At 68.8% G+C, this 21,967-nt stretch carries 21 protein-coding genes; 15 read left to right on the top strand and 6 right to left on the bottom strand.

Going from position 1 to position 21,967, the window contains the following annotated elements:
* Position 1: 1 nt before the first annotated feature.
* On the top strand, positions 2–277 hold the full coding sequence (locus BUR28_RS13320) for a YciI family protein (protein WP_371441596.1): 276 nt from the start codon (positions 2–4) through the stop codon (positions 275–277).
* Positions 277–690: an EVE domain-containing protein gene (locus tag BUR28_RS13315; RefSeq protein WP_074220570.1), complete on the top strand. Its 414-nt coding sequence runs from the start codon at positions 277–279 to the stop codon at positions 688–690. Before BUR28_RS13320 ends, BUR28_RS13315 begins: the two co-directional genes overlap by 1 nt.
* A 6-nt stretch (positions 691–696) precedes the next feature.
* Here the strand turns inward: BUR28_RS13315 and BUR28_RS13310 are convergent, their stop codons facing one another.
* A complete protein-coding gene (locus BUR28_RS13310) occupies positions 697–1,560 on the bottom strand; it encodes an MBL fold metallo-hydrolase (protein ID WP_074220569.1) in 864 nt (287 codons plus the stop codon).
* Between the two features lie 325 nt (positions 1,561–1,885).
* Positions 1,886–2,227, bottom strand: coding sequence for a DUF2853 family protein (locus tag BUR28_RS13305; RefSeq protein ID WP_074220568.1), 342 nt, complete (start codon positions 2,225–2,227; stop codon positions 1,886–1,888).
* A 168-nt stretch (positions 2,228–2,395) separates the two neighbouring features.
* Between BUR28_RS13305 and trpB the strand changes: the two genes are divergently transcribed.
* A complete protein-coding gene (gene trpB / locus BUR28_RS13300; protein WP_074220567.1) occupies positions 2,396–3,601 on the top strand; it encodes a tryptophan synthase subunit beta in 1,206 nt (401 codons plus the stop codon).
* 167 nt (positions 3,602–3,768) lie between these two features.
* Here trpB and ahcY read toward each other — a convergent pair whose 3' ends face one another.
* Positions 3,769–5,163 carry an adenosylhomocysteinase gene (gene ahcY / locus BUR28_RS13295; RefSeq protein WP_074220566.1) on the bottom strand — a complete coding sequence of 465 codons (1,395 nt, stop codon included), beginning with the start codon at positions 5,161–5,163 and terminating at the stop codon, positions 3,769–3,771.
* 110 nt (positions 5,164–5,273) lie between these two features.
* On the opposite strand from ahcY, the gene BUR28_RS13290 reads away from it, so the two are divergent.
* Positions 5,274–5,864: an HD domain-containing protein gene (locus BUR28_RS13290; RefSeq protein ID WP_074220565.1), complete on the top strand. Its 591-nt coding sequence runs from the start codon at positions 5,274–5,276 to the stop codon at positions 5,862–5,864.
* Positions 5,865–5,901: 37 nt separating this feature from the next.
* On the opposite strand, the gene BUR28_RS13285 is transcribed toward BUR28_RS13290, so the two are convergent.
* From BUR28_RS13285 to BUR28_RS13275, 3 genes are all read right to left on the bottom strand, one after another.
* The gene (locus BUR28_RS13285; RefSeq protein ID WP_074220564.1) at positions 5,902–6,312 is read right to left on the bottom strand and encodes a hypothetical protein; all 411 of its coding nucleotides are present in this window, start codon (positions 6,310–6,312) and stop codon (positions 5,902–5,904) included.
* Positions 6,309–6,863 (bottom strand): ActR/PrrA/RegA family redox response regulator transcription factor, encoded by a 555-nt coding sequence (locus BUR28_RS13280; RefSeq protein ID WP_074220563.1) that lies wholly within the window; start codon positions 6,861–6,863, stop codon positions 6,309–6,311. Before BUR28_RS13280 ends, BUR28_RS13285 begins: the two co-directional genes overlap by 4 nt.
* Before the next feature lie 67 nt (positions 6,864–6,930).
* A complete protein-coding gene (locus BUR28_RS13275) occupies positions 6,931–7,557 on the bottom strand; it encodes an SCO family protein (protein WP_074220562.1) in 627 nt (208 codons plus the stop codon).
* 86 nt (positions 7,558–7,643) lie between these two features.
* Between BUR28_RS13275 and regB the strand changes: the two genes are divergently transcribed.
* The 11 genes from regB to hslU all read left to right on the top strand — a co-directional run bounded on the left by regB (position 7,644) and on the right by hslU (position 21,952).
* Positions 7,644–9,041: a sensor histidine kinase RegB gene (gene regB / locus BUR28_RS13270; RefSeq protein WP_074220561.1), complete on the top strand. Its 1,398-nt coding sequence runs from the start codon at positions 7,644–7,646 to the stop codon at positions 9,039–9,041.
* Between the two features lie 108 nt (positions 9,042–9,149).
* Complete coding sequence (locus BUR28_RS13265) at positions 9,150–10,691, top strand: PAS-domain containing protein (protein ID WP_074220560.1); 1,542 nt, start codon at positions 9,150–9,152, stop codon at positions 10,689–10,691.
* Positions 10,692–10,733: 42 nt separating this feature from the next.
* On the top strand, positions 10,734–11,249 hold the full coding sequence (tsaE, locus tag BUR28_RS13260; protein WP_074220559.1) for a tRNA (adenosine(37)-N6)-threonylcarbamoyltransferase complex ATPase subunit type 1 TsaE: 516 nt from the start codon (positions 10,734–10,736) through the stop codon (positions 11,247–11,249).
* The gene (locus BUR28_RS13255; protein ID WP_074220558.1) at positions 11,242–12,258 is read left to right on the top strand and encodes an aminoglycoside phosphotransferase family protein; all 1,017 of its coding nucleotides are present in this window, start codon (positions 11,242–11,244) and stop codon (positions 12,256–12,258) included. Before tsaE ends, BUR28_RS13255 begins: the two co-directional genes overlap by 8 nt.
* Positions 12,240–12,932 (top strand): nucleotidyltransferase family protein, encoded by a 693-nt coding sequence (locus tag BUR28_RS13250; protein ID WP_074220557.1) that lies wholly within the window; start codon positions 12,240–12,242, stop codon positions 12,930–12,932. Before BUR28_RS13255 ends, BUR28_RS13250 begins: the two co-directional genes overlap by 19 nt.
* On the top strand, positions 12,925–15,870 hold the full coding sequence (addB, locus tag BUR28_RS13245; protein ID WP_074220556.1) for a double-strand break repair protein AddB: 2,946 nt from the start codon (positions 12,925–12,927) through the stop codon (positions 15,868–15,870). Before BUR28_RS13250 ends, addB begins: the two co-directional genes overlap by 8 nt.
* Complete coding sequence (addA, locus tag BUR28_RS13240) at positions 15,867–19,250, top strand: double-strand break repair helicase AddA (protein ID WP_074220555.1); 3,384 nt, start codon at positions 15,867–15,869, stop codon at positions 19,248–19,250. Before addB ends, addA begins: the two co-directional genes overlap by 4 nt.
* A gap of 59 nt (positions 19,251–19,309) precedes the next feature.
* Positions 19,310–19,630: a thioredoxin gene (gene trxA / locus BUR28_RS13235; protein WP_074220554.1), complete on the top strand. Its 321-nt coding sequence runs from the start codon at positions 19,310–19,312 to the stop codon at positions 19,628–19,630.
* A gap of 117 nt (positions 19,631–19,747) precedes the next feature.
* A complete protein-coding gene (hslV, locus tag BUR28_RS13230) occupies positions 19,748–20,311 on the top strand; it encodes an ATP-dependent protease subunit HslV (protein WP_074220553.1) in 564 nt (187 codons plus the stop codon).
* A 1-nt stretch (position 20,312) separates the two neighbouring features.
* On the top strand, positions 20,313–20,633 hold the full coding sequence (locus tag BUR28_RS13225; RefSeq protein ID WP_074220552.1) for a DMT family transporter: 321 nt from the start codon (positions 20,313–20,315) through the stop codon (positions 20,631–20,633).
* 8 nt (positions 20,634–20,641) lie between these two features.
* Complete coding sequence (gene hslU, locus BUR28_RS13220; protein WP_074220551.1) at positions 20,642–21,952, top strand: ATP-dependent protease ATPase subunit HslU; 1,311 nt, start codon at positions 20,642–20,644, stop codon at positions 21,950–21,952.
* Positions 21,953–21,967 lie beyond the last annotated feature (15 nt).

The raw sequence follows: 21,967 nt of genomic DNA, 5'->3' as shown, positions 1-21,967 counted from the left end.
CTTGGCCCTTTTCGCGCTGATCTGCCGGGACAGGCCCGGCCAACTGGACACCCGCAAGGCCAATCGCGACGCGCATCTGGCCTATATCGAGAAGACCGGCGTTGTGGCCCAGGCCGGGCCGTTCCTCGACGAGGCCGGCGACATGTGCGGCTCTCTGGTCATTCTCGACGTGGCCGACCTGTCGGCGGCCGAGGTTTGGGCGGCGGGCGATCCCTACGCACGGGCCGGGCTGTTCGAGGAGGTGTCGATCATGGCGTGGAAGAAGGTGGTCGGGTGATGGCGTACTGGCTGTTTAAGTCCGAACCCAACACCTGGAGCTGGGACGACCAGGTCGCGAAGGGTGACGCCGGCGAGGAATGGGACGGCGTGCGCAACTACCAGGCGCGCAACAACATGCGCGCGATGCAGGTGGGCGACCTCGGCTTCTTCTACCATTCGCTCAAGGAGAAGGCGATTGTCGGCATCGTCGAGGTGATCGCCGAGGCGCATCCCGACAGCACCACCGACGACGCACGCTGGGAGTGCGTGGACGTGAAGGCGGTGGAGCCGATGCCCAACCCGGTGTCGCTGGACATGTGCAAGGCCGACCCACGGCTTTCCGGCATGGTGCTGGTCAACAATTCGCGGCTTTCGGTCCAGCCGGTGGCCGAGGAGGAGTGGCGGATCGTCTGCGAGATGGGCGGGCTGTAGGCCCGCTCAGAAGCGGTTCACCGGTATCGTTAGATACGAGACCCCGTTGCCCTTCGGCTCGGGCAGGCGGCCGCCGCGGATGTTGACCTGCAGTGCCGCCAGCATGCGCCGGGGCAGGCCGAGCGTGGCATCGCGGGCATCGCGCAACTCCATGTATTCCGCCTTGTCCCGACCGGAGAGATGGGCGTTCTTGGCCTTGTGCTCGGCGACGCTGGCCTCGCAGCGCGGCGCCTCGCCTGCGTCGGGATAATTGTGACCGATGAAGATGCGCGTATCTTCCGGCAGGTCGAGCAGGCGCTGGAGCGAGTCGTAAAGCTCCGACGAGCTGCCGCCGGGGAAATCGGCCCGCGCGGTGCCGTTCTCGGGCATCATGAACGTGTCGTTGGCAAATGCCGCATCGCCGGCCACGTAGGTCACCGTGGCCATCGTGTGACCGGGCGTGAACAGGACCCGCACCGGGATGTCGCCCACCGCGAATTCGTCCCCGTCAGCGAAGAGCCGGTCCCACTGCCGGCCATCCGTGGGGAAATCGTCGGGCAGGTTGTAAAGGTCTTTCCAGAGGCGCTGGACCTTGACGACGTTCTCGCCGATCCCGCGCGGCGCGCCAAGCTTGTCGGCCAGGTAGACCCCGGCGGAGAAATGGTCGGCATGGGGATGGGTATCGAGAATCCACGCAACCTCGATGCCCTCGGCCCGCACGAAGTCCAGCAGCCGGTCGGCATTGCCGGTCGCGGTCCGGGCATGGTCGGGATCGTAGTCCAGCACCGGATCGACGATCGCGCCCTTCATCGTGTCAGGATCGTGAAAGACGTATTGCCAGCTTCCGGTATCGCGGTCCCAGAACGGTGTGACGACGGGCTTATGCGCCATGGGCTCCCTCCGTTGTCCAGTCGCGGCGTCGGTCGCACGCCGCCTTCAGGCAACACCTAGGCACCGCCGGCCGCGATACAACCAGCTGTGGCGGCACGTCTGTCTGCCGGGGCATGGGCGCCACGAAAACATAGAAATGGAGGGTTCTACCGGTTGCAGAACCCTCCATCACCCCACGTGCACCCTGCGCACCACACGTGAATTCTATGAGGGCCCTGCCATCCTGCCGGGCAAGCACAACCCTAGCCCACTCGCGCGGCGCGCGCAAAGGCCGAGTGCCGAGAATTTAAGACAACCGCCGGCGCAAAACCGGCCCCGGAGCCGCCTACCCGTAGACGTGTTCCTTGCCGAAATGCTTGGTCAGCATGTAGTAGACGACCGCGCGGTACTTGTTCCGCTCGGACTGGCCATAGGTCTCGATGACGGCATTGATCGCCTCCATCAGCTCGGGCCCGTCCGAAAGCCCCAGCTTCTTGACCAGGAAGTTGTTCTTGACCGTTTCCAGCTCGCCGGGCTGGGAGGCGGCCACGGTTTCGGCATCGGCATCGTAGATCGCCGGGCCGCAGCCGATGGTGACCTTGGTCAGCAGGTCCATGTCCGGTGCCATCCCGCACTTGTTGCGCAGGTCGTCGGCGTATTTCTCGATCAGCTCTTCGCGTTTACCCATGGTCTCATCTCCCTGGTCCTCGTTCCCTCGGCGGAAGCCTAGCCGCAAAGCGAATCGCGCTCCAACAGGAATTGCACCGTATGTCGCCGGTGTGTGGCGCTTTCGCGCCTTGCAGGGGAGTCCGGCAGGGTGTCAAATCGCCGGCGCCGACAGAGAAGGACTGCCCGGATGACTGCTTACCTCAAGACCACCCCCACGCGGGACGGCTATTTCGGCGACTATGGCGGGGCGATGCTGCCACCGCCGCTGGAGCCGCATTTCAAGGACATCCGCAAGGCGTATGACAGGATCGCGAAATCGGCCGACTTCATCCGCGAGCTGCAGTATATCCGCAAACATTTCCAGGGGCGGCCCACCCCGGTCTCGCATTTCCGCAACCTCTCGGAGGTCTGCGGCGGCGCCCAGATCTACGCCAAGCGCGAGGACCTGAACCATACCGGCGCGCACAAGCTGAACCACTGCATGGCCGAAGGGCTGCTGGCCAAGTTCATGGGCAAGACCAAGCTGATGGCCGAAACCGGGGCAGGGCAGCACGGCGTGGCGCTGGCCACCGCGGCGGCCTATTTCGGCATGGAGTGCGAAATCCACATGGGCGAGATCGACATCGCCAAGGAGGCGCCGAACGTCACGCGGATGAAGCTCCTCGGCGCGACGGTTGTGCCGGTCTCCTTCGGCGGGCGGTCGCTGAAGGAGGCCGTGGACTCCTGCTTCCAGAGCTATATCGAGCAGGCCGACACCGCGCTCTTCGCCATCGGATCGATCGTGGGACCGCACCCGTTTCCGATGATGGTGCGCAACTTCCAGCATGTGGTGGGTGTCGAGGCGCGCGCGCAGTTCCTCGAGATGACGGGCGACTTGCCCGACATCGTCGCGGCCTGCGTCGGTGGCGGGTCGAACGCGATGGGGCTGTTCTCGGGCTTCATCGACGATGACGTCGCGCTTTACGGGGTGGAGCCGCGCGGCACCTCACCCGAACTCGGCGATCACGCCGCAACGCTCACCTATGGCGCCGATGGCGATATCCACGGGTTTCGGACCGTCGTACTGACCGACGCGAACGGCGATCCCGCGCCGGTCCATACCGTGGCGTCGGGGCTCGATTATCCCGGCGTGGGGCCGGAGCACGCCCATCTGCGCAAGACCGGCCGCGCCACCTACACCGCCGCCGACGACAAAGAGGCGCTGAAGGCGTTCTATGCCCTCTCGCGTCACGAAGGCATCATCCCCGCACTGGAATCCGCCCATGCCGTGGCCTTTGCCACGCGTGAGGCGCCGAACCACCCGGGCAAGTCGATCCTGATCAACCTCAGCGGCCGGGGCGACAAGGATATCGACTACGTGACCGAGAATTTCGGGCTGGGCGAGGGGCTATAGGGGCGCGGGCCAGCGTGATCCGCAAATCGGACGAACGGCCCGGCGGCGACGCCGGGCAGCGCCCGCCCGCGCCCCGGGCGGGCGCTGCCCTTATCTAGCAGATCAACCGAACAAGACTGCCGCCCGGGCTATTCCGGACGGCGGTTCCTGTTGTCTCGAGCCGCGGCTCAATACCTGTAATGTTCTGGCTTGAACGGGCCTTCTTGTGTGACGCCGATATAGGCGGCCTGTTCGGTGGAGAGTTCGGTCAGCTTCACGCCGATCTTCTCCAGGTGCAGGCGGGCGACCTTCTCGTCGAGATGCTTGGGCAGGATGTAGACCTCGTTGCCGTACTGCTCGCCCTTGGTCCAGAGCTCGATCTGCGCCAGCACCTGGTTGGTGAAGCTCGCCGACATCACGAAGCTGGGGTGGCCGGTGGCGTTGCCCAGGTTCAGCAGCCGCCCCTCGGACAGCAGGATGATCCGCGCGCCCGAGGGCATCTCGATCATGTCCACCTGGTCCTTGATGTTGGTCCACTTGTGGTTCTTGAGGGAGGCCACCTGGATCTCGTTGTCGAAGTGCCCGATGTTGCCGACGATCGCCATGTCCTTCATCTCGCGCATGTGCTCGATGCGGATGACGTCCTTGTTGCCGGTGGTGGTGATGAAGATGTCGGCGGTGCCGATCACGTCTTCCAGAAGCACCACCTCGAACCCGTCCATCGCGGCCTGAAGGGCGCAGATCGGGTCGACCTCGGTCACCTTCACCCGCGCGCCGGCCCCGCGCAACGAGGCGGCCGAGCCCTTGCCCACGTCGCCATAGCCGCAGACGCAGGCGACCTTGCCGGCCATCATCGTGTCGGTGGCCCGCCGGATGCCGTCGACCAGGCTTTCCTTGCAGCCGTACTTGTTGTCGAATTTCGACTTGGTGACGCTGTCGTTGACGTTGATCGCCGGGAAGGGCAGCAGGCCCTTGTTCATCAGTTCGTAGAGACGGTGAACGCCGGTCGTGGTTTCCTCGCTGACGCCCTTGAGCATGTCGCGCTGTTTCGTGAACCAGCCGGGGCTTTCGGCCATCCGCTTGCGGATCTGGGCAAACAGCGCCTCTTCCTCTTCCGAGGTCGGCACCGCGATCAGGTCGTCCTCGCCGTTCTCGACCCGCGCGCCGAGCAGGATGTAGAGCGTGGCATCGCCCCCGTCGTCCAGGATCAGGTTGGCGCCGCCCTCGGCGAACTGGAAGATGCGGTCGCAATAGTCCCAGTACTCGGGCAGCGTCTCGCCCTTGACGGCGAAGACGGGAATGCCCGCCTCGGCGATCGCGGCCGCGGCATGATCCTGGGTCGAGAAGATGTTGCAGGACGCCCAGCGCACCTCGGCCCCCAGCGCCACCAGCGTCTCGATCAGAACCGCGGTCTGGACCGTCATGTGCAGGCTGCCGGCGATCCGCGCGCCCTTCAGGGGCTGCGCCGCGCCGAACTCCTCCCGGCACGCCATCAGACCCGGCATCTCCGTCTCCGCAATCTCAAGCTCCTTGCGGCCAAAACCCGCAAGCGAAAGGTCCTTGATGATGTAATCTTCAGCCATGACGGCCTTCTCCTCAGGGATTTCCGTTGCCGCTGGCCATAGCATCACCCGGGTGTCTCGACAATCCAAACGGGCCATGGCAAGCGGGCGGGGCCAGAACGGGGACGAGGATGAAACAGGCGCGCGCGTGGCAAAGGATGCTGTCGGGGCGGCGGCTGGACCTGCTGGACCCGACGCCGGTCGATATCGAGATCGAGGACATCGCCCACGGGCTGGCCTTCGTGGCGCGCTGGAACGGACAGACGGCGGGCGACTTTCCCTACTCGGTGGCCGAGCATTCGCTGCTGGTCGAGGAGATCTTCGGAGGGCTGGCCCCGAAGGCGCCGGTGAAGTGGCGCCTGGCGGCACTGCTGCACGATGCGCCGGAATACGTGATCGGAGACATGATCTCGCCGGTGAAATCTGCGGTCGGCCCCGGCTATGGCGACCTCGAACGACGACTGGCGGCGGCGGTGCATCTGCGCTTCGGGCTGCCGGCGGCGGTGCCGGCGAAGGTCAAGTCGCAGATCAAGAAGGCCGACCGGATCTCGGCCTGGCTGGAGGCCACGCAGATCGCCGGGTTCGACGAGCGCGAGGCAACGCGGTTCTTCGGCCGACCGGACCCGGCGGCGATCGAAGGTCTGGCGATCCGGCTGCGTCCACCGGTCGAGGCGCGCGCGGCCTACACGGCCCGGCATGCCGAACTGATTGCCGCCCTCTGACCACCGTGCGGGCTGGGCAACGCGGCGCGGACGCAGCTCAGGAATCGGAAGGGCGCTCCCGGCGCATTGTTTTCCTGGGGGCAGGTGACGGGAAAGACCTGGAAGCGGTTTCTCCCGCCGGGGCGCAGCCGCGGCCGGCGGCGGCGGTGGCGGTCTGCCAGCCGACGAAGCGTTCGCGGCTGAAGGTCAGATCGAGGGCACCCCAGGCGCGGCGCTGAACGATGCCCTCGGCGCACCCGGCGAGCGGGCGCGGGCGGCCGGGGCCGAGTTCGCGGGCCAGGGCCGAGATCACGCCATCCGGCGCCCGGCCGAAATCGATACGCAGGGTCGATCCGACGATGGCCAGACCGCGGGCGTCGGGCAGGAACAGGGTCGAAGGCGCCTCCGCCGGCGGGGCGGCGCATCCCGCGGCGAGCGCAAGGCCCAGCGCCGCCGGGCCGAACCTCAACGCGGGCTGCGTTTGGCCAGGATCCGTTGCAACGTGCGGCGGTGCATGTTCAGCCGCCGCGCGGTTTCCGACACGTTCCGGTCGCACTGTTCGTAGACGCGCTGGATGTGCTCCCAGCGGACGCGGTCGGCCGACATCGGGTTCTCGGGCGGCGGCGGCAACGCCTCGCCATCGGCCAGCAGCGCGGAAGTGACGTCATTCGCATCGGCCGGTTTCGAGAGGTAGTCGGTCGCGCCGATCTTGACCGCGGCGACGGCGGTCGCGATCGCGCCATAGCCGGTCAGCACCACGATCTTGGCCTCCGGCCGCTTCTCGCGCAGCACCTCGACCACGTCGAGGCCGTTGCCATCCTCCAGCCGGAGGTCGACCACGGCGTAGGCCGGGGGCCGCGCGGTGGCGATCGCCTTTCCGGCGGCGACGGAGTCGGCGGTTTCGGTCTGAAAGCCGCGTTTTTCCATGGCGCGGGCCAGGCGCCGCAGGAAAGGCTCGTCATCGTCGACGATCAGAAGGGAGGGATCTTCGCCGATGTCCTTGAATTCGCCGTCTGCCATTGGGGCAACCTCCTGACCGCGCCTTGGATTTTCGCCTTTTTATGACGTTAACGCGGGAGGGTCAATTTCAGTCGCGCATATCGACGAAACAGGCGACGCGCTCGGCCATCTCCTCGGGGGTGGTGCCGCGGGAGAATACCTCGAGCACGCCGAGGCCGGGAAAGGCGAGATAGGTGAAGGTCGAGTGATCGATGAGGTAGTAATCATCCTCCGGGTCCTGCACCTGGTAGAAGGTGCGGTAGGCCCGGCTGGCCGCCTTGACCTGCTCGGGGCTGCCGGTGAGGCCCAGCATGCGCGGATGCATGTAGCCGGTGAACTCCGCCAGGACCTCGGGCGTGTCCCGATCCGGGTCCACGGAAATGAAGACCGGCGTCACCTCGTAGCCTTGCGCGTCGAGAAGGTCGACGGCGGCGGCGTTCCGCGCGTTGTCCAGCGGGCAGACATCGGGGCAGAACGTGTAACCGAAGTAGAGGAGCGTGGGGCCGGTGATGACATCGGCCTCGGTCACCGTGCGCCCGGTCTCGCTGACAAGCGTGAAGGGGCCGCCAATCAGGGACGGGTCGCCGCCGATACCGCCCGACCGGCACGCGGCGAACCGGTCCTGCCCCGGGTCCGGCCGGAGAAGAAAATAGCCGCCAGCGACGGCCGCAGCGATCACGAAGAGGGCGAGGCCCAGCGCGGCGATGCGGGTCATGCGTGTGTCTCCTGACATGCGCTCTCCTCATTGATCGGGGTTTGCCGCCGGATTAACAAGGGGCGAGCCTCAAAACGGAACACGTCATGACCGATCGCGCCGCCGGACTTCTGCCACCCACGGAACGCAGCAACTGGATCCGGCTGCGCACGCTGATCCTCCTGCGGTGGGCCGCGGTGGTGGGCCAGGTCATCGCGATCGCGGTGGCGCAGCTCTATTTCCAGATCAGGCTGGACCTCGGTCTGTGCCTGCTGGTCGTCGGGGCCGCCGTCCTGGCCAATATCGTCGCCGTCGCGATCTATCCCGAGAACCGCCGGCTGTCCGAGAACGAGACGATGCTGAACCTGTTGTTCGACATCGCGCAGCTCTCGGCGCTGCTGTTCCTGACCGGCGGGCTCAACAACCCCTTCGCGCTCCTGATCCTGACGCCGGTGACCATCTCGGCCACGGCGCTCAGCCAGAAATCGACCCTGTTTCTGGCCCATGTGGCCTTCGCGCTGATCACGTTGGTCGCGTTCTACAACCTGCCGCTGGTCACCCTGGACGGCGCGGTGCAGCGGCTGCCGACGATCTTCCTGTTCGGGTTCTGGGCGGCGATCGTGATCGGAATCTCGTTCCTCGGGCTCTATGCCGACCGGGTGACCTCGGAGATGAACAACATGTCCGACGCGCTGCTGGCGACGCAGATGGCGCTCGCGCGCGAGCAGAAGCTGACCGATCTCGGCGGGGTGGTCGCGGCGGCCGCGCACGAGCTGGGCACGCCGCTGGCCACCATCAAGCTGGCGAGCTCCGAACTGATCGAGGAACTGGGCGACCGGCCCGAACTGCGGGAGGATGTTGAACTGATCCGCGACCAGGCGGACCGCTGCCGCGACATCATGCGGTCGATGGGACGGGCGGGCAAGGACGACCTGCACATGCACACCGCGCCGCTCGAGGCGGTGATCGAGGAAGCGGCCGAGCCCCATGTCGAGCGGGGCAAGGAGATCATCTTCAAGGCCGAACCGATCCAGGGCGGCGCGCCGCGCATGCCGGTGATCTATCGCCGGCCCGAGATCATCCACGGGCTCAGAAACCTCGTCCAGAACGCTGTCGATTTCGCCGACAGCAAGGTCTGGGTCGTCGCGCAATGGACCCCGGACGCGATCACGGTGCGGATCATGGATGACGGGGCGGGCTATCCGCCCCACCTGCTGGGCCGCATCGGCGACCCCTTCGTACGCAAGCGCAAGGAGTCCCAGTCGCAGAACAAGCGGCCGGAATACGAAGGCATGGGCCTTGGCCTGTTCATCGCCAAGACGCTGCTCGAACGGTCGGGCGCCCGGCTGAGCTTCGCCAACGGGTCGGACCCGTTCCTGACCGCGTCGGACCGGACCGAGCGGAGGGGCGCGGTGGTCGAGGTCGAATGGCCGATCGCGCATATCGGGGTCAGCGCGGAATCGCAGCTTTCCGCACTCGGGGAGAACATGCCCATCGAGGCCTAGGCGTGGCAGAGTTGCCGCGTCTTCAACCGGATAAACGCTGTATTAACGGGTCGTTAACCGTTCTGTCGGAAATCTGGGACGCACTTGCGCTGGGTTCTGGGCAGAGATATGGCTTTCGACTGGGTAGTTGCGCTGGTTTTCGCGGCGATGTCGGTATCGGCGGCGCTGGTGGCGCTGGCGCTGATGCCGGGCGTCGCCTTTCCGGGCGGGCGCGCATCGGGTCGCGCCGGCAACAGGGAACTGGTCTTCCTCTTCGAGGGCGAACACCTGGTCGATGCCACGCCCGAAGCGCGCCGCTTCCTCGCCGCGGGGCCGGCCGGGCTTTCCGACTGGCAGCGGCTTTGCGCGCGCGTTCTGCCGCGCTTTCCGTGCTTTTCGCAGCGCATGGCGAACCTGCCCCATGATGGCAGCACGCATCTGACCGAGGCCAGCGGCGACGGTCAGCTTTCGGCCAACTGGCTCGGCGGCGTCACCCGGCTGTGCCTGCGCCTGCCCGAACCCGCGGCGGCAGAGGGCGTGCCCGACGCGCAAAGCCTGTCGGCGATGACGGCCGAACTTTCCACCCTGCGCGACGTGGTCGAGGCGATGCCCACCCCCGCCTGGCAGCAGGACGACCACGGCGCCGTGAGCTGGGCGAACAGCGCCTATCTGGACCTCGCCCGCGCGCAGCAGGGCGAAGACAGACCGCTGGGTTGGCCGCTCCCCGCCCTGCTGGCCCCGCCGCCCGGCGACGAGGCCGAGCGCCACCGCGTGGTGCTGCATATCGGGACGGAAGAACGCTGGTTCGACTGCGCATCGGTCGCGACCGGCGGCACGCGGTTCCATTTCGCCTTGCCGGCGGACGGCGCGGTGCGCGCCGAGACGGCGCTCAGGAACTTCGTCCAGACGCTCAGCAAGACCTTTGCCGAACTGCCGATCGGGCTGGCCGTGTTCAACCGGGCGCGCGAACTGGTGCTGTTCAACCCCGCGATATCCGACCTCTTCAACCTCGAGCCGGAATTCCTGACCGGACGGCCCACGCTGGTCGCCGTGCTCGACCGGCTGCGCGAAACCCGCATGATGCCCGAACCCAAGGACTACCGTTCCTGGCGCGAGCAGATCGTGCGGCTGGAACGCGACGCGGCGGACGGGGTCTATTCGGACACCTGGACGCTTCCCAACGGGCAGGTCTACCGGGTCACCGGGCGGCCGCACCCGGACGGGGCGGTCGCGTTCCTGTTCGAGGATATCAGCGCCGAGATGTCGCTGACGCGCCGCTTCCGTGGCGAGATAGAGACCGGGCAGGCCGTAATCGACAGCCTGAGCGAGGCGATCGCCGTGTTCTCGAGCGGGGGCATCATGACCATGTCGAACGCCGCCTATTCCGAGCTTTGGGGGGAGGACCCGCGCCTGGTCATGGGCACGCTCGACATCGCCGCAGCCACCGCCCAATGGCAGGAGAACGCCATGCCCGAGGAGACCGGCACCGCGCTTGAGATGTCGCGGCATATCCGCCAGCGCAAGCCGTGGTCCGGCACGCTCGTGCATGCAGACGGCCGGCGGCTGGTCTGCCGGCTCTGCCCCATCGGGGCGGGCGCCGTGCTGGCGGGGTTCCGGCCCGAACATCTCGACCGCGCCGGCGACGACGCGGCATCCCGCGCCACCGGCTGATCGGGCCTTGCAGGGACCGGCGCCGGGCGTAAGACTGCGCCCATGCAGAGCGCGCGCCCCTTCGCCCCCATCTCTCTAACGCTCGCGTCCGAGGACGCAACCGCCGGCCTTGCCGACCGCCTGGGCGAACTGCTGCGCCCGGGGGACACGCTGTTGCTGGAAGGGCGGATCGGCGCGGGCAAGACCGCCTTCGCCCGCGCGCTGATCGGGGCGTTGCGCAGGCGGGCGGGCGACCCGCCGGAAGAGGTGCCTTCGCCCACCTTCACCCTGATCCAGGTCTACGCGGCCGGCCCGCTCGAAATCTGGCACGCCGATCTCTATCGCCTCGGGCACCCGGACGAGGTGGTCGAACTCGGCCTGGAAGAGGCGTTCGCGTCGGCGATCTGCCTGGTGGAATGGCCCGACCGGCTGGGCGACCTTGCACCGCCGTCGGCGCTGACGCTGAGCTTCGCGCCCGGCGCGTCGGAGACCAGCCGCACCCTTCGCCTCTCGGCGTCCGACCCGGCGTGGCGCGACCGCCTGTCCCCGCTTCTCGAGACGTCCACGAAAGATGCCTGATCGCAGTGCGGAGAAGGCGGCCTTTCTCGCCCGGGCCGGTTGGCAGGACGCCGCGCGCGCGCCGCTCGCGGGCGATGCCTCGAACCGGCGCTACGAACGGCTGCGGGGCGGGCCGGAGGGAACGGGCGCGGTCCTGATGGACGCCCCGCCCGACACCGGCGAGGATGTCCGGCCGTTCGTCGGGATCGCGCGCCACCTAGCCGGGCTCGGTCTGTCGGCGCCGGGGATTCTCGCCGAGGACACGGCGCGCGGCTTCCTGCTGATCGAAGATCTTGGCGATGCGCTGTTCGCCCGGGTCGTGGCCGCCGACCCGGCGTGCGAAGAGGACCTCTATGCCGCGGCGGTCGACCTGCTCGTCGACCTGCACCGGGCCGCGCCGCCCGCGCGTCTCGACCCCTACGATGCCGCCACCATGGCGCCGCTGGCCGGGCTCGCCTTCGATTGGTACGCGCGGGCTCTGGACGCACCGGTGAAGGACGCCGAGGCGACGCGGCTGCTTGCGGCGTTTCAACACCGTCTGGAGGAGGTCGTCCCCTCCGTCCTGATCCTGCGCGACTACCACGCCGAGAACCTGATCTGGCTGCCTGAACGCACGGGGACGGCGCGTGTCGGACTGCTCGACTTCCAGGACGCGCGCATCGGGCACCCGGCCTACGATCTCGTCTCGCTGCTGGAAGATGCGAGGCGGGATGTGCCCGAGCCGCTGCAAACCCGCATCAAGGCGCGCTATGTCCAGGCCAGCGGCGCCGACCCGGCCGCGTTCGACCGCGCCTACGCCCTGCTGGGCGCCCAGCGCAACCTGCGAATACTCGGCGTCTTCGCACGCCTTTGCCTGCGGGATGGCAAACCGGGTTACCTGCCGCTTCTGCCGCGGGTCTGGGGGCACCTGATGCGCGACCTCGCCCATCCCGCCCTTGCCGATATCCGCGACAGCTGCCTGGCCCTTCTGCCCCCGCCGGACCCGGCCCAGTTCGACAGGATCGCCCGCAGATGCCACCCGACACCTTGATGCTCTTCGCCGCGGGCTTCGGCACCCGGATGGGGGCGCTGACCGCGGACCGGCCAAAACCGCTGATCGATGTGGCGGGCAAGCCGCTCATCGATCACGCGCTGACGCTGGCGGAGGAAGCGAACCTCGGGCGGATCGTCGTGAACACGCATTACCGCGCGGCGCAACTCGAAGCCCATCTTGCCGGGCGGGCCGCCGTGCGCATTTCGCGCGAAACGCCCGAAATCCTCGATACGGGGGGCGGCCTCCGCCATGCCTTGCCGCTGCTTGGGGCCGAAACCGTGTTCACCCTGAACAGCGATGCGGTTTGGGCCGGCCCGAATCCGCTGCGCCACCTTGCCGGGGCGTGGGATCCGTCGCGGATGGACGCGCTGCTGCTGCTGATCGAGCCGGGGCGCGCACGGGGCCGGTCCGGCGACGGCGACTTCACGCGCGCGGCGGACGGCGCGCTGAGGCGCGGGGGGCCCATGGTCTACACCGGGGCGCAAATCCTGCACACCGGCGGCCTTGGCCGGATCGACCAACCCGTGTTCTCGCTCAACCGCGTCTGGGACCGGCTGATCGCGGACGGCCGGCTTTTCGGCGTCCGCTATCCCGGGCTCTGGTGCGATGTCGGCCACCCCGAGGGCATCGCCGCCGCGGAGCGTATGCTGGCGGAGACGCGCGATGTTTGACGGCCCCGGCCCGCGCCTTTTCGGCTTGCCGCCCGGTGCGGATTTCCCGCGCGGCCTCTTGTCCGGGCTGGAACAGAGGCTGTCCGACGCCCCGGCCGAGGCCTGGGCCGAGGTCGAGATCTGGGTCAACACGCAGCGCATGCGGCGCCGGCTTCAGGACCTTCTGCAAGCTGGGCCGCCCCGGCTCTGGCCCCGCATCCGCCTTGTCACCGAACTGGCGCGCGACCCGGTTCTGGCCGACCTGCCGCCGCCGGTGTCGCCGCTGCGGCGGCGCCTCGAACTCGCCCGGCTGGTGGCCGCACTTCTCGAGCGCGAGCCCGGTCTCGCCCCGCGCAGTTCGGTCTACGACCTCGCAGACAGCCTCGCCCGCCTCCTCGACGAGCTTCAGACCGAGGGCGTGCCGCCGGGCGCGCTGCATGAGCTGGATGTCGGAGAGCTCTCGGCTCATTGGGCGCGCGCGCGACGCTTCGTGAGCCTGGTGGAGACCTATCTGGGCCCCGAGACGACGGGGCGGCTGGACGACGGGGGACGCCAACGGCTGGCGGCGGAGCGGCTGGCGGCGCTCTGGCAAACGGCCCCGCCCGGGCATCCGGTGATCGTCGCTGGCACGACCGGCTCGCGCGGCGCGACCGCGCTGTTCCTGGCCGCCGTCGCGCGCCTGCCGCAAGGCGCCGCCGTCCTGCCCGGCTTCGATTTCGACATGCCCGAGCCGGTCTGGAACACGGTCGAGGACGCGCTGACCGCCGAGGATCACCCCCAGTTCCGGTTTCGCCGCCTGCTGGATGCGCTCGACCTCGCGCCCGGAGCGGTGCGGCCATGGCACGGCGCCGCCGCGGCCCCCAGCCCGGCCCGCAACAGGCTGGTGTCGCTCGCGCTGCGGCCCGCACCGGTGACGGATCAGTGGATGGACGAGGGGCCCGCCCTGCCCGAGCTGACCGGCGCCACGGCCGATGTCACGTTGATCGAGGCGCCCGCGCCCCGCGCCGAGGCGCTCGCGATCGCGCTGTGCCTGCGGCGCGCTGCCGAAGACGGCACGCGCGCCGCGCTGGTCACGCCGGACCGGACGCTGTCGCGGCAGGTCACCGCCGCGCTCGACCGCTGGGGCATCCGGCCCGACGACAGCGCGGGCCAGCCGTTGCCGCTGTCGCCGCCGGGCCGACTGCTGCGGCAGGTCGCGCGCCTTTTCGGCACGCGGCTGACGGTCGGCGCGCTGCTGGCGCTGCTCAAACACCCGCTGACGGCCTCGGGCACCGGGCAGCGTGCGACCCACCTGCTCTGGACGCGGGAACTGGAACTGCACCTGCGGGGGCGCGGCCCGGCCTTTCCAGACGGCGCCGCCCTGCGCGCGTGGGCGGAGTCGGGCCGCAACGACGGGCGCCACGATTGGGCAGACTGGCTTGCCCGCACGCTCGACGGGCTCGACCGCGCCGGGACAGAACCGCTGCCCGACCATGTGTCGCGCCATATCGAGGTCACGGAGGCCCTTGCCGCCGGTCCGGCAGAAGACGGCACGGGGGGGCTTTGGGAGGAAGAGGCGGGAATCGAGGCGCGGACGATCTGCAACGGCCTGCGGGCCGATGCGGAGGCGGGCGGCGAGATGACCCCGGCCGACTACGCGGCGCTGTTCGAGGGCGTGCTGCAAGCCGGCCTCGTGCGCAGCGCCGTCGAGCCGCACCCGGACATCATGATCTGGGGCACGCTGGAGGCGCGGGTGCAGGGGGCCGACATGGTGATCCTGGGCGGGCTCAACGAAGGGGTCTGGCCCGAGACTCCCCCGCCCGACCCGTGGCTGAACCGGCGGATGCGGGCCGAGGCCGGACTGTTGCTGCCCGACCGCCAGATCGGCCTCGCGGCGCATGATTTCCAGCAGGCCGTTGCTGCACCCACCGTCGTGCTCAGCCGGGCGATCCGCAATGCCGAGGCCGAAACCGTGCCCGCGCGGTGGCTGAACCGGCTGACCAACCTCATGCGCGGCCTGCCCGGCCGCAACGGACCCGAAGCGCTGGAGGCAATGCGGTCGCGCGGGCAGGGCTGGCTGCGGCTGGCCTCGGCGCTGGAACGTCCCGACCGCCGCGTCGCCGCCGCCCCGCGCCCCGCGCCATGCCCGCCGGTCGCGGACCGGCCCGCCCGCCTGTCGGTGACCGCGGTCGAGCGGCTGGTGCGCGATCCCTACGCGGTCTACGCGCGACATATCCTGCAACTCAAACCGCTCGACCCGCTCGTGCATGCCGCCGACGCGCCTCTGCGCGGCACGGTGCTGCACAAGGTGATGGAGGAGTTTCTTGAAAAGTCGCTGGAGCCAGAGCCGGCCGCCGCGCGGGACCGGCTGCTGGCGATCGCGGACCGGGTCCTTGCGACCGAAGCGCCATGGCCCGCGGCGCGGCTCCTCTGGCGTGCGCGGCTCGAACGGGTGGCCGACAGCTTCCTCCGCGATGAGGCGGCGCGCCACGCGGCGGCCACGTGCATCGCGCGGGAAAGGTCAGGCGAAGTGACATTGCCGGGTGGCTTCACCCTCTCGGCCGAGGCCGACCGGATCGACCGGCGCCCCGACGGCCGCCTGATCCTCTACGATTACAAGACCGGAACCCCGCCCAGTCAAAAGGCGATGGAACTGTTCGACAAGCAGCTGCTTCTCGAAGCGTGCATCGCGGAACGCGGCGGCTTCGACGAGATCCCGGCGGCGCCCGTCGCCCATGTAAGTTATCTGGGCCTGGGAAACCCGCCGAAAACGGTAACGAACGCGCTTGAAGACGGGCTTGTCGACCGCACCTGGGCGGAGCTTGGCCGCCTGATCGCCCATTACGAGGACCGGTCGCGCGGATACGTGGCCCGCAGCCGCCTCCAACGGCGCGGCGACGTCACCGATTACGACCTACTGTCGCGCCACGGCGAATGGGACGAGACCGACAGCCCGCACCCGGTCGAGGTGGGCCAATGAGGCGCGACCCGGCGACCGAGCGGCAGGTTCAGGCGGCCGATCCGGCCAACTCCACCTGGCTGTCGGCCAATGCCGGCTCGGGCAAGACGCGGGTGCTGACCGACCGGGTGGCGCGGCTGTTGCTGAACCGCGTGCCGCCCGAGCGCATCCTGTGCCTGACCTACACCAAGGCGGCCGCCAGCGAGATGCAGAACCGCCTGTTCCGGCGGCTAGGGGACTGGGCAATGCTGGGCGATGCCGATCTGCGCAACGCGCTGCGGCGGCTCGGCCAGGACGGACCCATCGAGGCGCCGATGTTGCGCGAGGCCCGGCGGCTGTTTGCGCGCGCGATCGAGACGCCGGGCGGGCTCAAGATCCAGACCATCCACTCGTTCTGCGCGGCGCTTCTGCGGCGTTTCCCGCTCGAGGCCGGGGTCTCGCCGCAATTCGTCGAGATGGACGACCGCGCGGCACGGCGCCTGCGCGCCGAGATCGTGGAGGAGATGGCCGACGGGGCGGACGCGGCGGCCTTCGCGGCGCTGGCCCGATTTCATGTCGGGGACGATCTGGACGGGCTGACGGCCGAAATCGGGCAGCACCGCCACGGCTTCCCCGTGCGGCCCGACGCGGAAGCGATCTGGCGCCAGTTCGGGCTGGCGCCCGGAACGGACGCCGCATGCGTCTTGCGCGGCGTGGTCACGGGCGACGAACCCGAGCTCATGGCTCGGGTCCTGCCGGTGCTGCAGGCGGGCACCAAGACCGACGCCAAGGCGGCCGCCCTGCTGGGCGGGCTCGATTTCGGCCGGCCGTCGCTCGGCCTTCTGGAGGCGCTGGAGGGTCCGTTTCTTTACGGGGCCAAGACAAGCGCGGCCGAGCCGTTCTCGGCCAAGGTCGGCGCTTTCCCGACCAAGGCGACGCGGGCGGCGCTGGGCCCGGCGCTGGCCCGTCTCGATGCGCTGATGGAGCGTGTCGCCGAGGGGCGGCGCCAGCGCCTCGCCCTGGCCGCCGCCGAGCGCACGCTTGCGCTGCACCGGTTCGCGGCCGCCTTCCTGCCGCGCTACGACCGGCGCAAGCTGGAACGGGGCTGGCTCGACTTCGACGACCTGATCCTGAAGGCGCGCGCCCTGCTGACCGATCCGGGCGTGGCGCAATGGGTGCTGTTCCGGCTGGATGGCGGGCTCGACCATATCCTTGTGGACGAAGCGCAGGACACGAGCCCCGCCCAGTGGGACGTGATAGAGCGGCTCGCCGAGGAATTCACCGCCGGCGCCGGGGCGCGGGCCGACGTCGAACGGACGATCTTCGTCGTCGGCGACAAGAAACAGTCGATCTATTCCTTCCAGGGCGCCGACCCGGACGGGTTCGACCGCATGAAGGACCTGTTCAGGACGCGGTTGCAGGGCATCGACCGGGCACTTGTGGAACTGCCGCTGGAATACTCCTTCCGGTCCTCGCCGGCCATTCTGGGGGTGGTGGACCAGACCTTTCCCGAAGGCGCACGCCAAGGTCTGGGGCGCGAGATGCTGCACCGGGCATTCCATGACGACCTGCCCGGCCGCGTCGAGCTGTGGCCCGTGGTCGAACCCGCCGGGCCCGGCGAAGAGGGGCACTGGGCCGACCCCGTCGATACACCGTCCGAGCGGCACCACAGCGTCACGCTTGCACGGCGGGTCGCGGGCGCGATCCGGGCGATGATCGACGATGGCGCGACCATCGCGAAAAAGGTCGAGGGCGGCGGCCTCCGCCGGCGGCCGGTGCATGAAGGCGATGTGCTGATCCTGGTCCAGCGGCGGTCGGACCTGTTTCACGAGATCATCCGCGCCTGCAAGGCGCAAGGGCTGGAGGTGGCCGGCGCAGACCGGCTTAAGATCGGGGGCGAACTGGCGGTGCGCGACCTGACCGCGCTCCTGTCCTTTCTCGCGCTGCCCGAGGATGACCTGTCGCTGGCCTGCGCGCTGCGTTCGCCGCTGTTCGGCTGGGACGAGGCTGCGCTTTACCGGCTGGCGGCGAAGCGCAGCGGGGCGCATCTGTGGCAGGTGCTGCGGCACGCGGATTGGGCCGGAACAGAAACCAAAGCGGCCCTCGACGACCTGGCGCGCCATGCCGATTTCCTGCGCCCCTACGAGGTGCTGGAGCGCATCCTCACACGGCATGACGGCCGTCGGCGGCTGATCGCGCGGCTGGGGGAGGAGGCCGAGGACGGCATCGACGCGCTGCTGGCCCAGGCGCTGTCCTACGAACGGCTCGAGGTGCCGTCGCTGACCGGGTTCCTCGCCTGGATCGAAAGCGACGAGGTCGAGATCAAGCGCCAGCTCGACAGTGCGGGCGACAGGCTGAGGGTGATGACGGTGCATGGCGCGAAGGGGCTGGAGGCACCGATCGTGATTCTGCCCGACACGGCCCAGCGCGACGTTCGCATCCGCGACCAGCTGTTGCCGCTGCCCGCGGGCGGCATGGCCTGGACCGCGCCCGCCGACGCCCGGCCCGACCTGCTGGCCGCGGCGCACGAGGCGCGGGTGCGGCGCGAGGAGGAAGAGCGCCAGCGCCTGCTTTACGTGGCCATGACCCGGGCCGAGCAATGGCTGATCGTGGCGGCGGCCGGCAACCTCGCGAAGGACGGGAGCGACTGGTACAGCCGCGTGGCCCGCGGGCTGGAAAGCCTGGGCGATGCGTACGCGTTCGGCTTCGGGACCGGGCTGCGCTACGAAACGGGCGATTGGTCCGGCGCGGCCGAGACACCGCCCGCGCCACCGGCACCCGTAGCGACCGCCTTGCCGGACTGGGCGCGGCGGGAGGCACCGGCGCGGGATCGCGAAAGCCCGCCGCTCACCCCGTCCGACCTCGGGGGCGCCAAGGCGTTGCCGGGCGAGGGGGAGCAGACCGATGCCGAGGCGGCCAAAGCCCGCGGAACCTGGATGCACCTGTTGCTGGAGCATCTTCCCGGGACACCCGTGCCAAAGCGCGAGGCGCTGGCACACACCCTGCTGTCCGCCTGCGACCCGCCGGCGCCCGCCAACGCCATCGCCGCGCTTCTGGCAGAAGCCCAGGAGCTGATCGCGCACCCGTCACTGGCCGAGGTCTTCGCGCCCGGAACGCTGGCCGAGGTGCCCTTCGCGGCCGAGATCATGGGCCGGCCGGTGCGCGGGGCGATCGACCGGCTGATCGTGACGCCGGAACGCGTTTGCGCGGTCGATTTCAAGACGAACCGGCTGGTGCCCAGCGACCCCGGGGACGTGCCCGAGGGTCTGTTGCGCCAGGTCGGGGCCTATGCCGCGGCGCTGGCGCAAATCTTTCCCGGCCGCCGCGTCGAGACCGCGATCCTGTGGACGCGGACGGCGGACCTGATGCCGATCCCGGAGTCGCTCGGCCGGGCCGCGCTGGGGCGCCTGCCTGCGCCTTGACGGCCCAAAGCCCGCTACTTACTGTCCCGCATCAACCGTTGGTTCCAAGGAGAGAGCAGATGCCGACCCAAGCCGTCACCGACGACACGTTCGACGCCGAGGTGCGCAACTCCGACATCCCCGTCGTCGTGGATTTCTGGGCCGAATGGTGCGGCCCCTGCAAGCAGATCGGCCCCGCCCTCGAAGAACTCTCGAACGAGATGGAGGGCAAGGTGAAGATCGTGAAGGTCAATGTCGACGACAACCCGAACACGCCCGCGCAGATGGGCGTGCGCGGCATTCCCGCGCTGTTCCTGTTCAAGGACGGGCAGATCGTCTCGAACAAGATCGGCGCGGCGCCCAAGGCCGCGCTGCAAAGCTGGATCGAAGAGTCGGTCTGAGCCCGATCCTTGGGAACTGAGACAAAGGGGCGCTGCAGCGCCCCTTTCTGTTTGCCGGGTTGTGGCGCAACATCCCGCACATATATGGGCCGGAGCGCGAGAGACGGAGGGCGCCCGATGGCAAGAGACGAGTTCCCCGGATGGCACGGCACGACGATCGTCGGCGTGAAACGGGGCAACGAGGTGGTGATCGCGGGCGACGGGCAGGTGAGCCTGGGCCAGACCGTCATCAAGGGCAGCGCGCGCAAGGTGCGCAGGCTGTCGCCCGGCGGCTATGACGTGGTCGCGGGCTTCGCGGGCTCGACCGCGGATGCCTTCACCCTGCTCGAGCGGCTGGAGGCCAAGCTGGAGGCGACGCCGGGGCAGTTGCAGCGCGCGGCGGTGGAACTGGCCAAGGACTGGCGCACCGACAAGTACCTGCAGAAGCTGGAAGCGATGCTGATCGTCAGCGACGGGGCCGAGATGTACGTGATCACAGGCGCGGGCGACGTGCTGGCGCCCGAACATGACGTGGCGGCCATCGGCTCGGGCGGGAATTTCGCGCTGGCCGCGGCCCGCGGGCTGATGGAAAAGACCGACCTCTCGGCGGAGGAGATCGCGCGCAAGGCGATGGCGATCGCCTCTGACATCTGCGTCTACACAAACGGCAACCTGACCGTAGAGACGATCTCGAAAGACTGAGATGGGCTGGCTGATTCTCGTTGTTGCAGGAATCTTCGAGGTTGGATTCACCACCGCGATGAAGGCCTCCGACGGGTTGACGCGGCCGCTGCCCTCCATGGCTTTCCTGGTCTGCGCGATCACCAGCTTCTACCTGCTGTTCCGGTCGCTGGACTACCTGCCCCTCGGGACGGCCTATGCCGTCTGGACAGGCATCGGCGCAGTCGGAACCGTCCTGGTGGGGATCTTCCTTTACGGCGAACCCGCCGGCCTGCTGCGCGTATTCTTTCTCGGCCTGCTGATCTTCTCGATCATCGGGCTGAAGTTCGTGTCATCCCAATAGGAGTCCCCATGACCGACCTGACCCCGCGCGAGATCGTCTCGGAACTCGACCGCTTCATCATCGGGCAGAAGGACGCCAAGCGCGCGGTCGCCGTGGCGCTGCGCAATCGCTGGCGGCGCAAGCAGCTGGCGGACGACCTGCGCGAAGAAGTCTACCCGAAGAACATCCTGATGATCGGCCCCACCGGCGTCGGCAAGACCGAAATTTCACGTCGGCTGGCCCGGCTGGCCCGCGCGCCCTTCATCAAGGTCGAGGCGACCAAGTTCACCGAGGTGGGCTATGTCGGCCGCGACGTGGAACAGATCGTCCGCGACCTGGTGGACAGCGCCATCGCCCAGACCCGAGAATACATGCGCGACGAGGTGAAATCCGCCGCCCACCAGGCCGCCGAGGACCGGGTGATCGAGGCCATCGCCGGAACCGACGCGCGCGAGCAGACCCGCGAGATGTTCCGCACCAAGCTGAAGAAAGGCGAGTTGGACGACAAGGTGATCGAACTGGAAATCACCGACACGTCGAACCCGCTGCCGATGATGGACCTGCCGGGCATGCCGCCGGGACAGCAGGGCGGCATGATGTCGCTTGGCGACCTGTTCGGAAAGGCGTTCGGGGGGCGCACCGTCAAGAAGAAGACGACCGTGCGCGACAGCTACGAGGTGCTGATTTCCGAAGAGGCCGACAAGCTTCTGGATGACGAGACGGTGAACCGCGCGGCCCTGGAAGCGGTGCAAGAGAACGGCATCGTCTTCCTCGACGAGATCGACAAGGTCTGCGCCAAGTCCGAAACCCGCGGCGGTGATGTCAGCCGCGAGGGCGTGCAGCGCGACCTGCTGCCGCTGATCGAGGGCACGACGGTATCCACGAAATACGGCCCCGTGAAGACTGACCACATCCTGTTCATCGCGTCCGGCGCCTTCCACATCGCCAAGCCCTCGGACCTGTTGCCCGAATTGCAGGGGCGCCTGCCGATCCGGGTGGAACTGCGCGCCCTGACCGAGGCCGACTTCGTCCGCATCCTGACCGAGACGGACAACGCGCTCACCCGGCAATACTCCGCGCTGATGGCCACCGAGGAGGTCGCGGTCAGCTTCACCGAGGACGGGATCGCGGCGCTCGCCCGGATCGCGGCCGAGGTCAACGAGAGCATCGAGAATATCGGGGCGCGGCGGCTTTACACCGTGATGGAGCGCGTGTTCGAGGAGCTCAGCTTCACCGCGCCGGACCGCACCGGCGAGACGGTTGAAGTGAACGCGGATTTCGTCGAGAAGAACCTTGGGGAACTGACGCGGTCGGCGGACGTGACCCGCTATATCCTCTAACGCTTTCCGGCGGGG

Origin of the sequence: Rhodovulum sp. ES.010 (genome assembly GCF_900142935.1) — a bacterium.
Lineage (GTDB): Bacteria > Pseudomonadota > Alphaproteobacteria > Rhodobacterales > Rhodobacteraceae > Rhodovulum.
The sequence above is the reverse complement of the archived record's forward strand: the minus strand, read 5'-3'. Positions and strand labels throughout refer to the sequence as shown.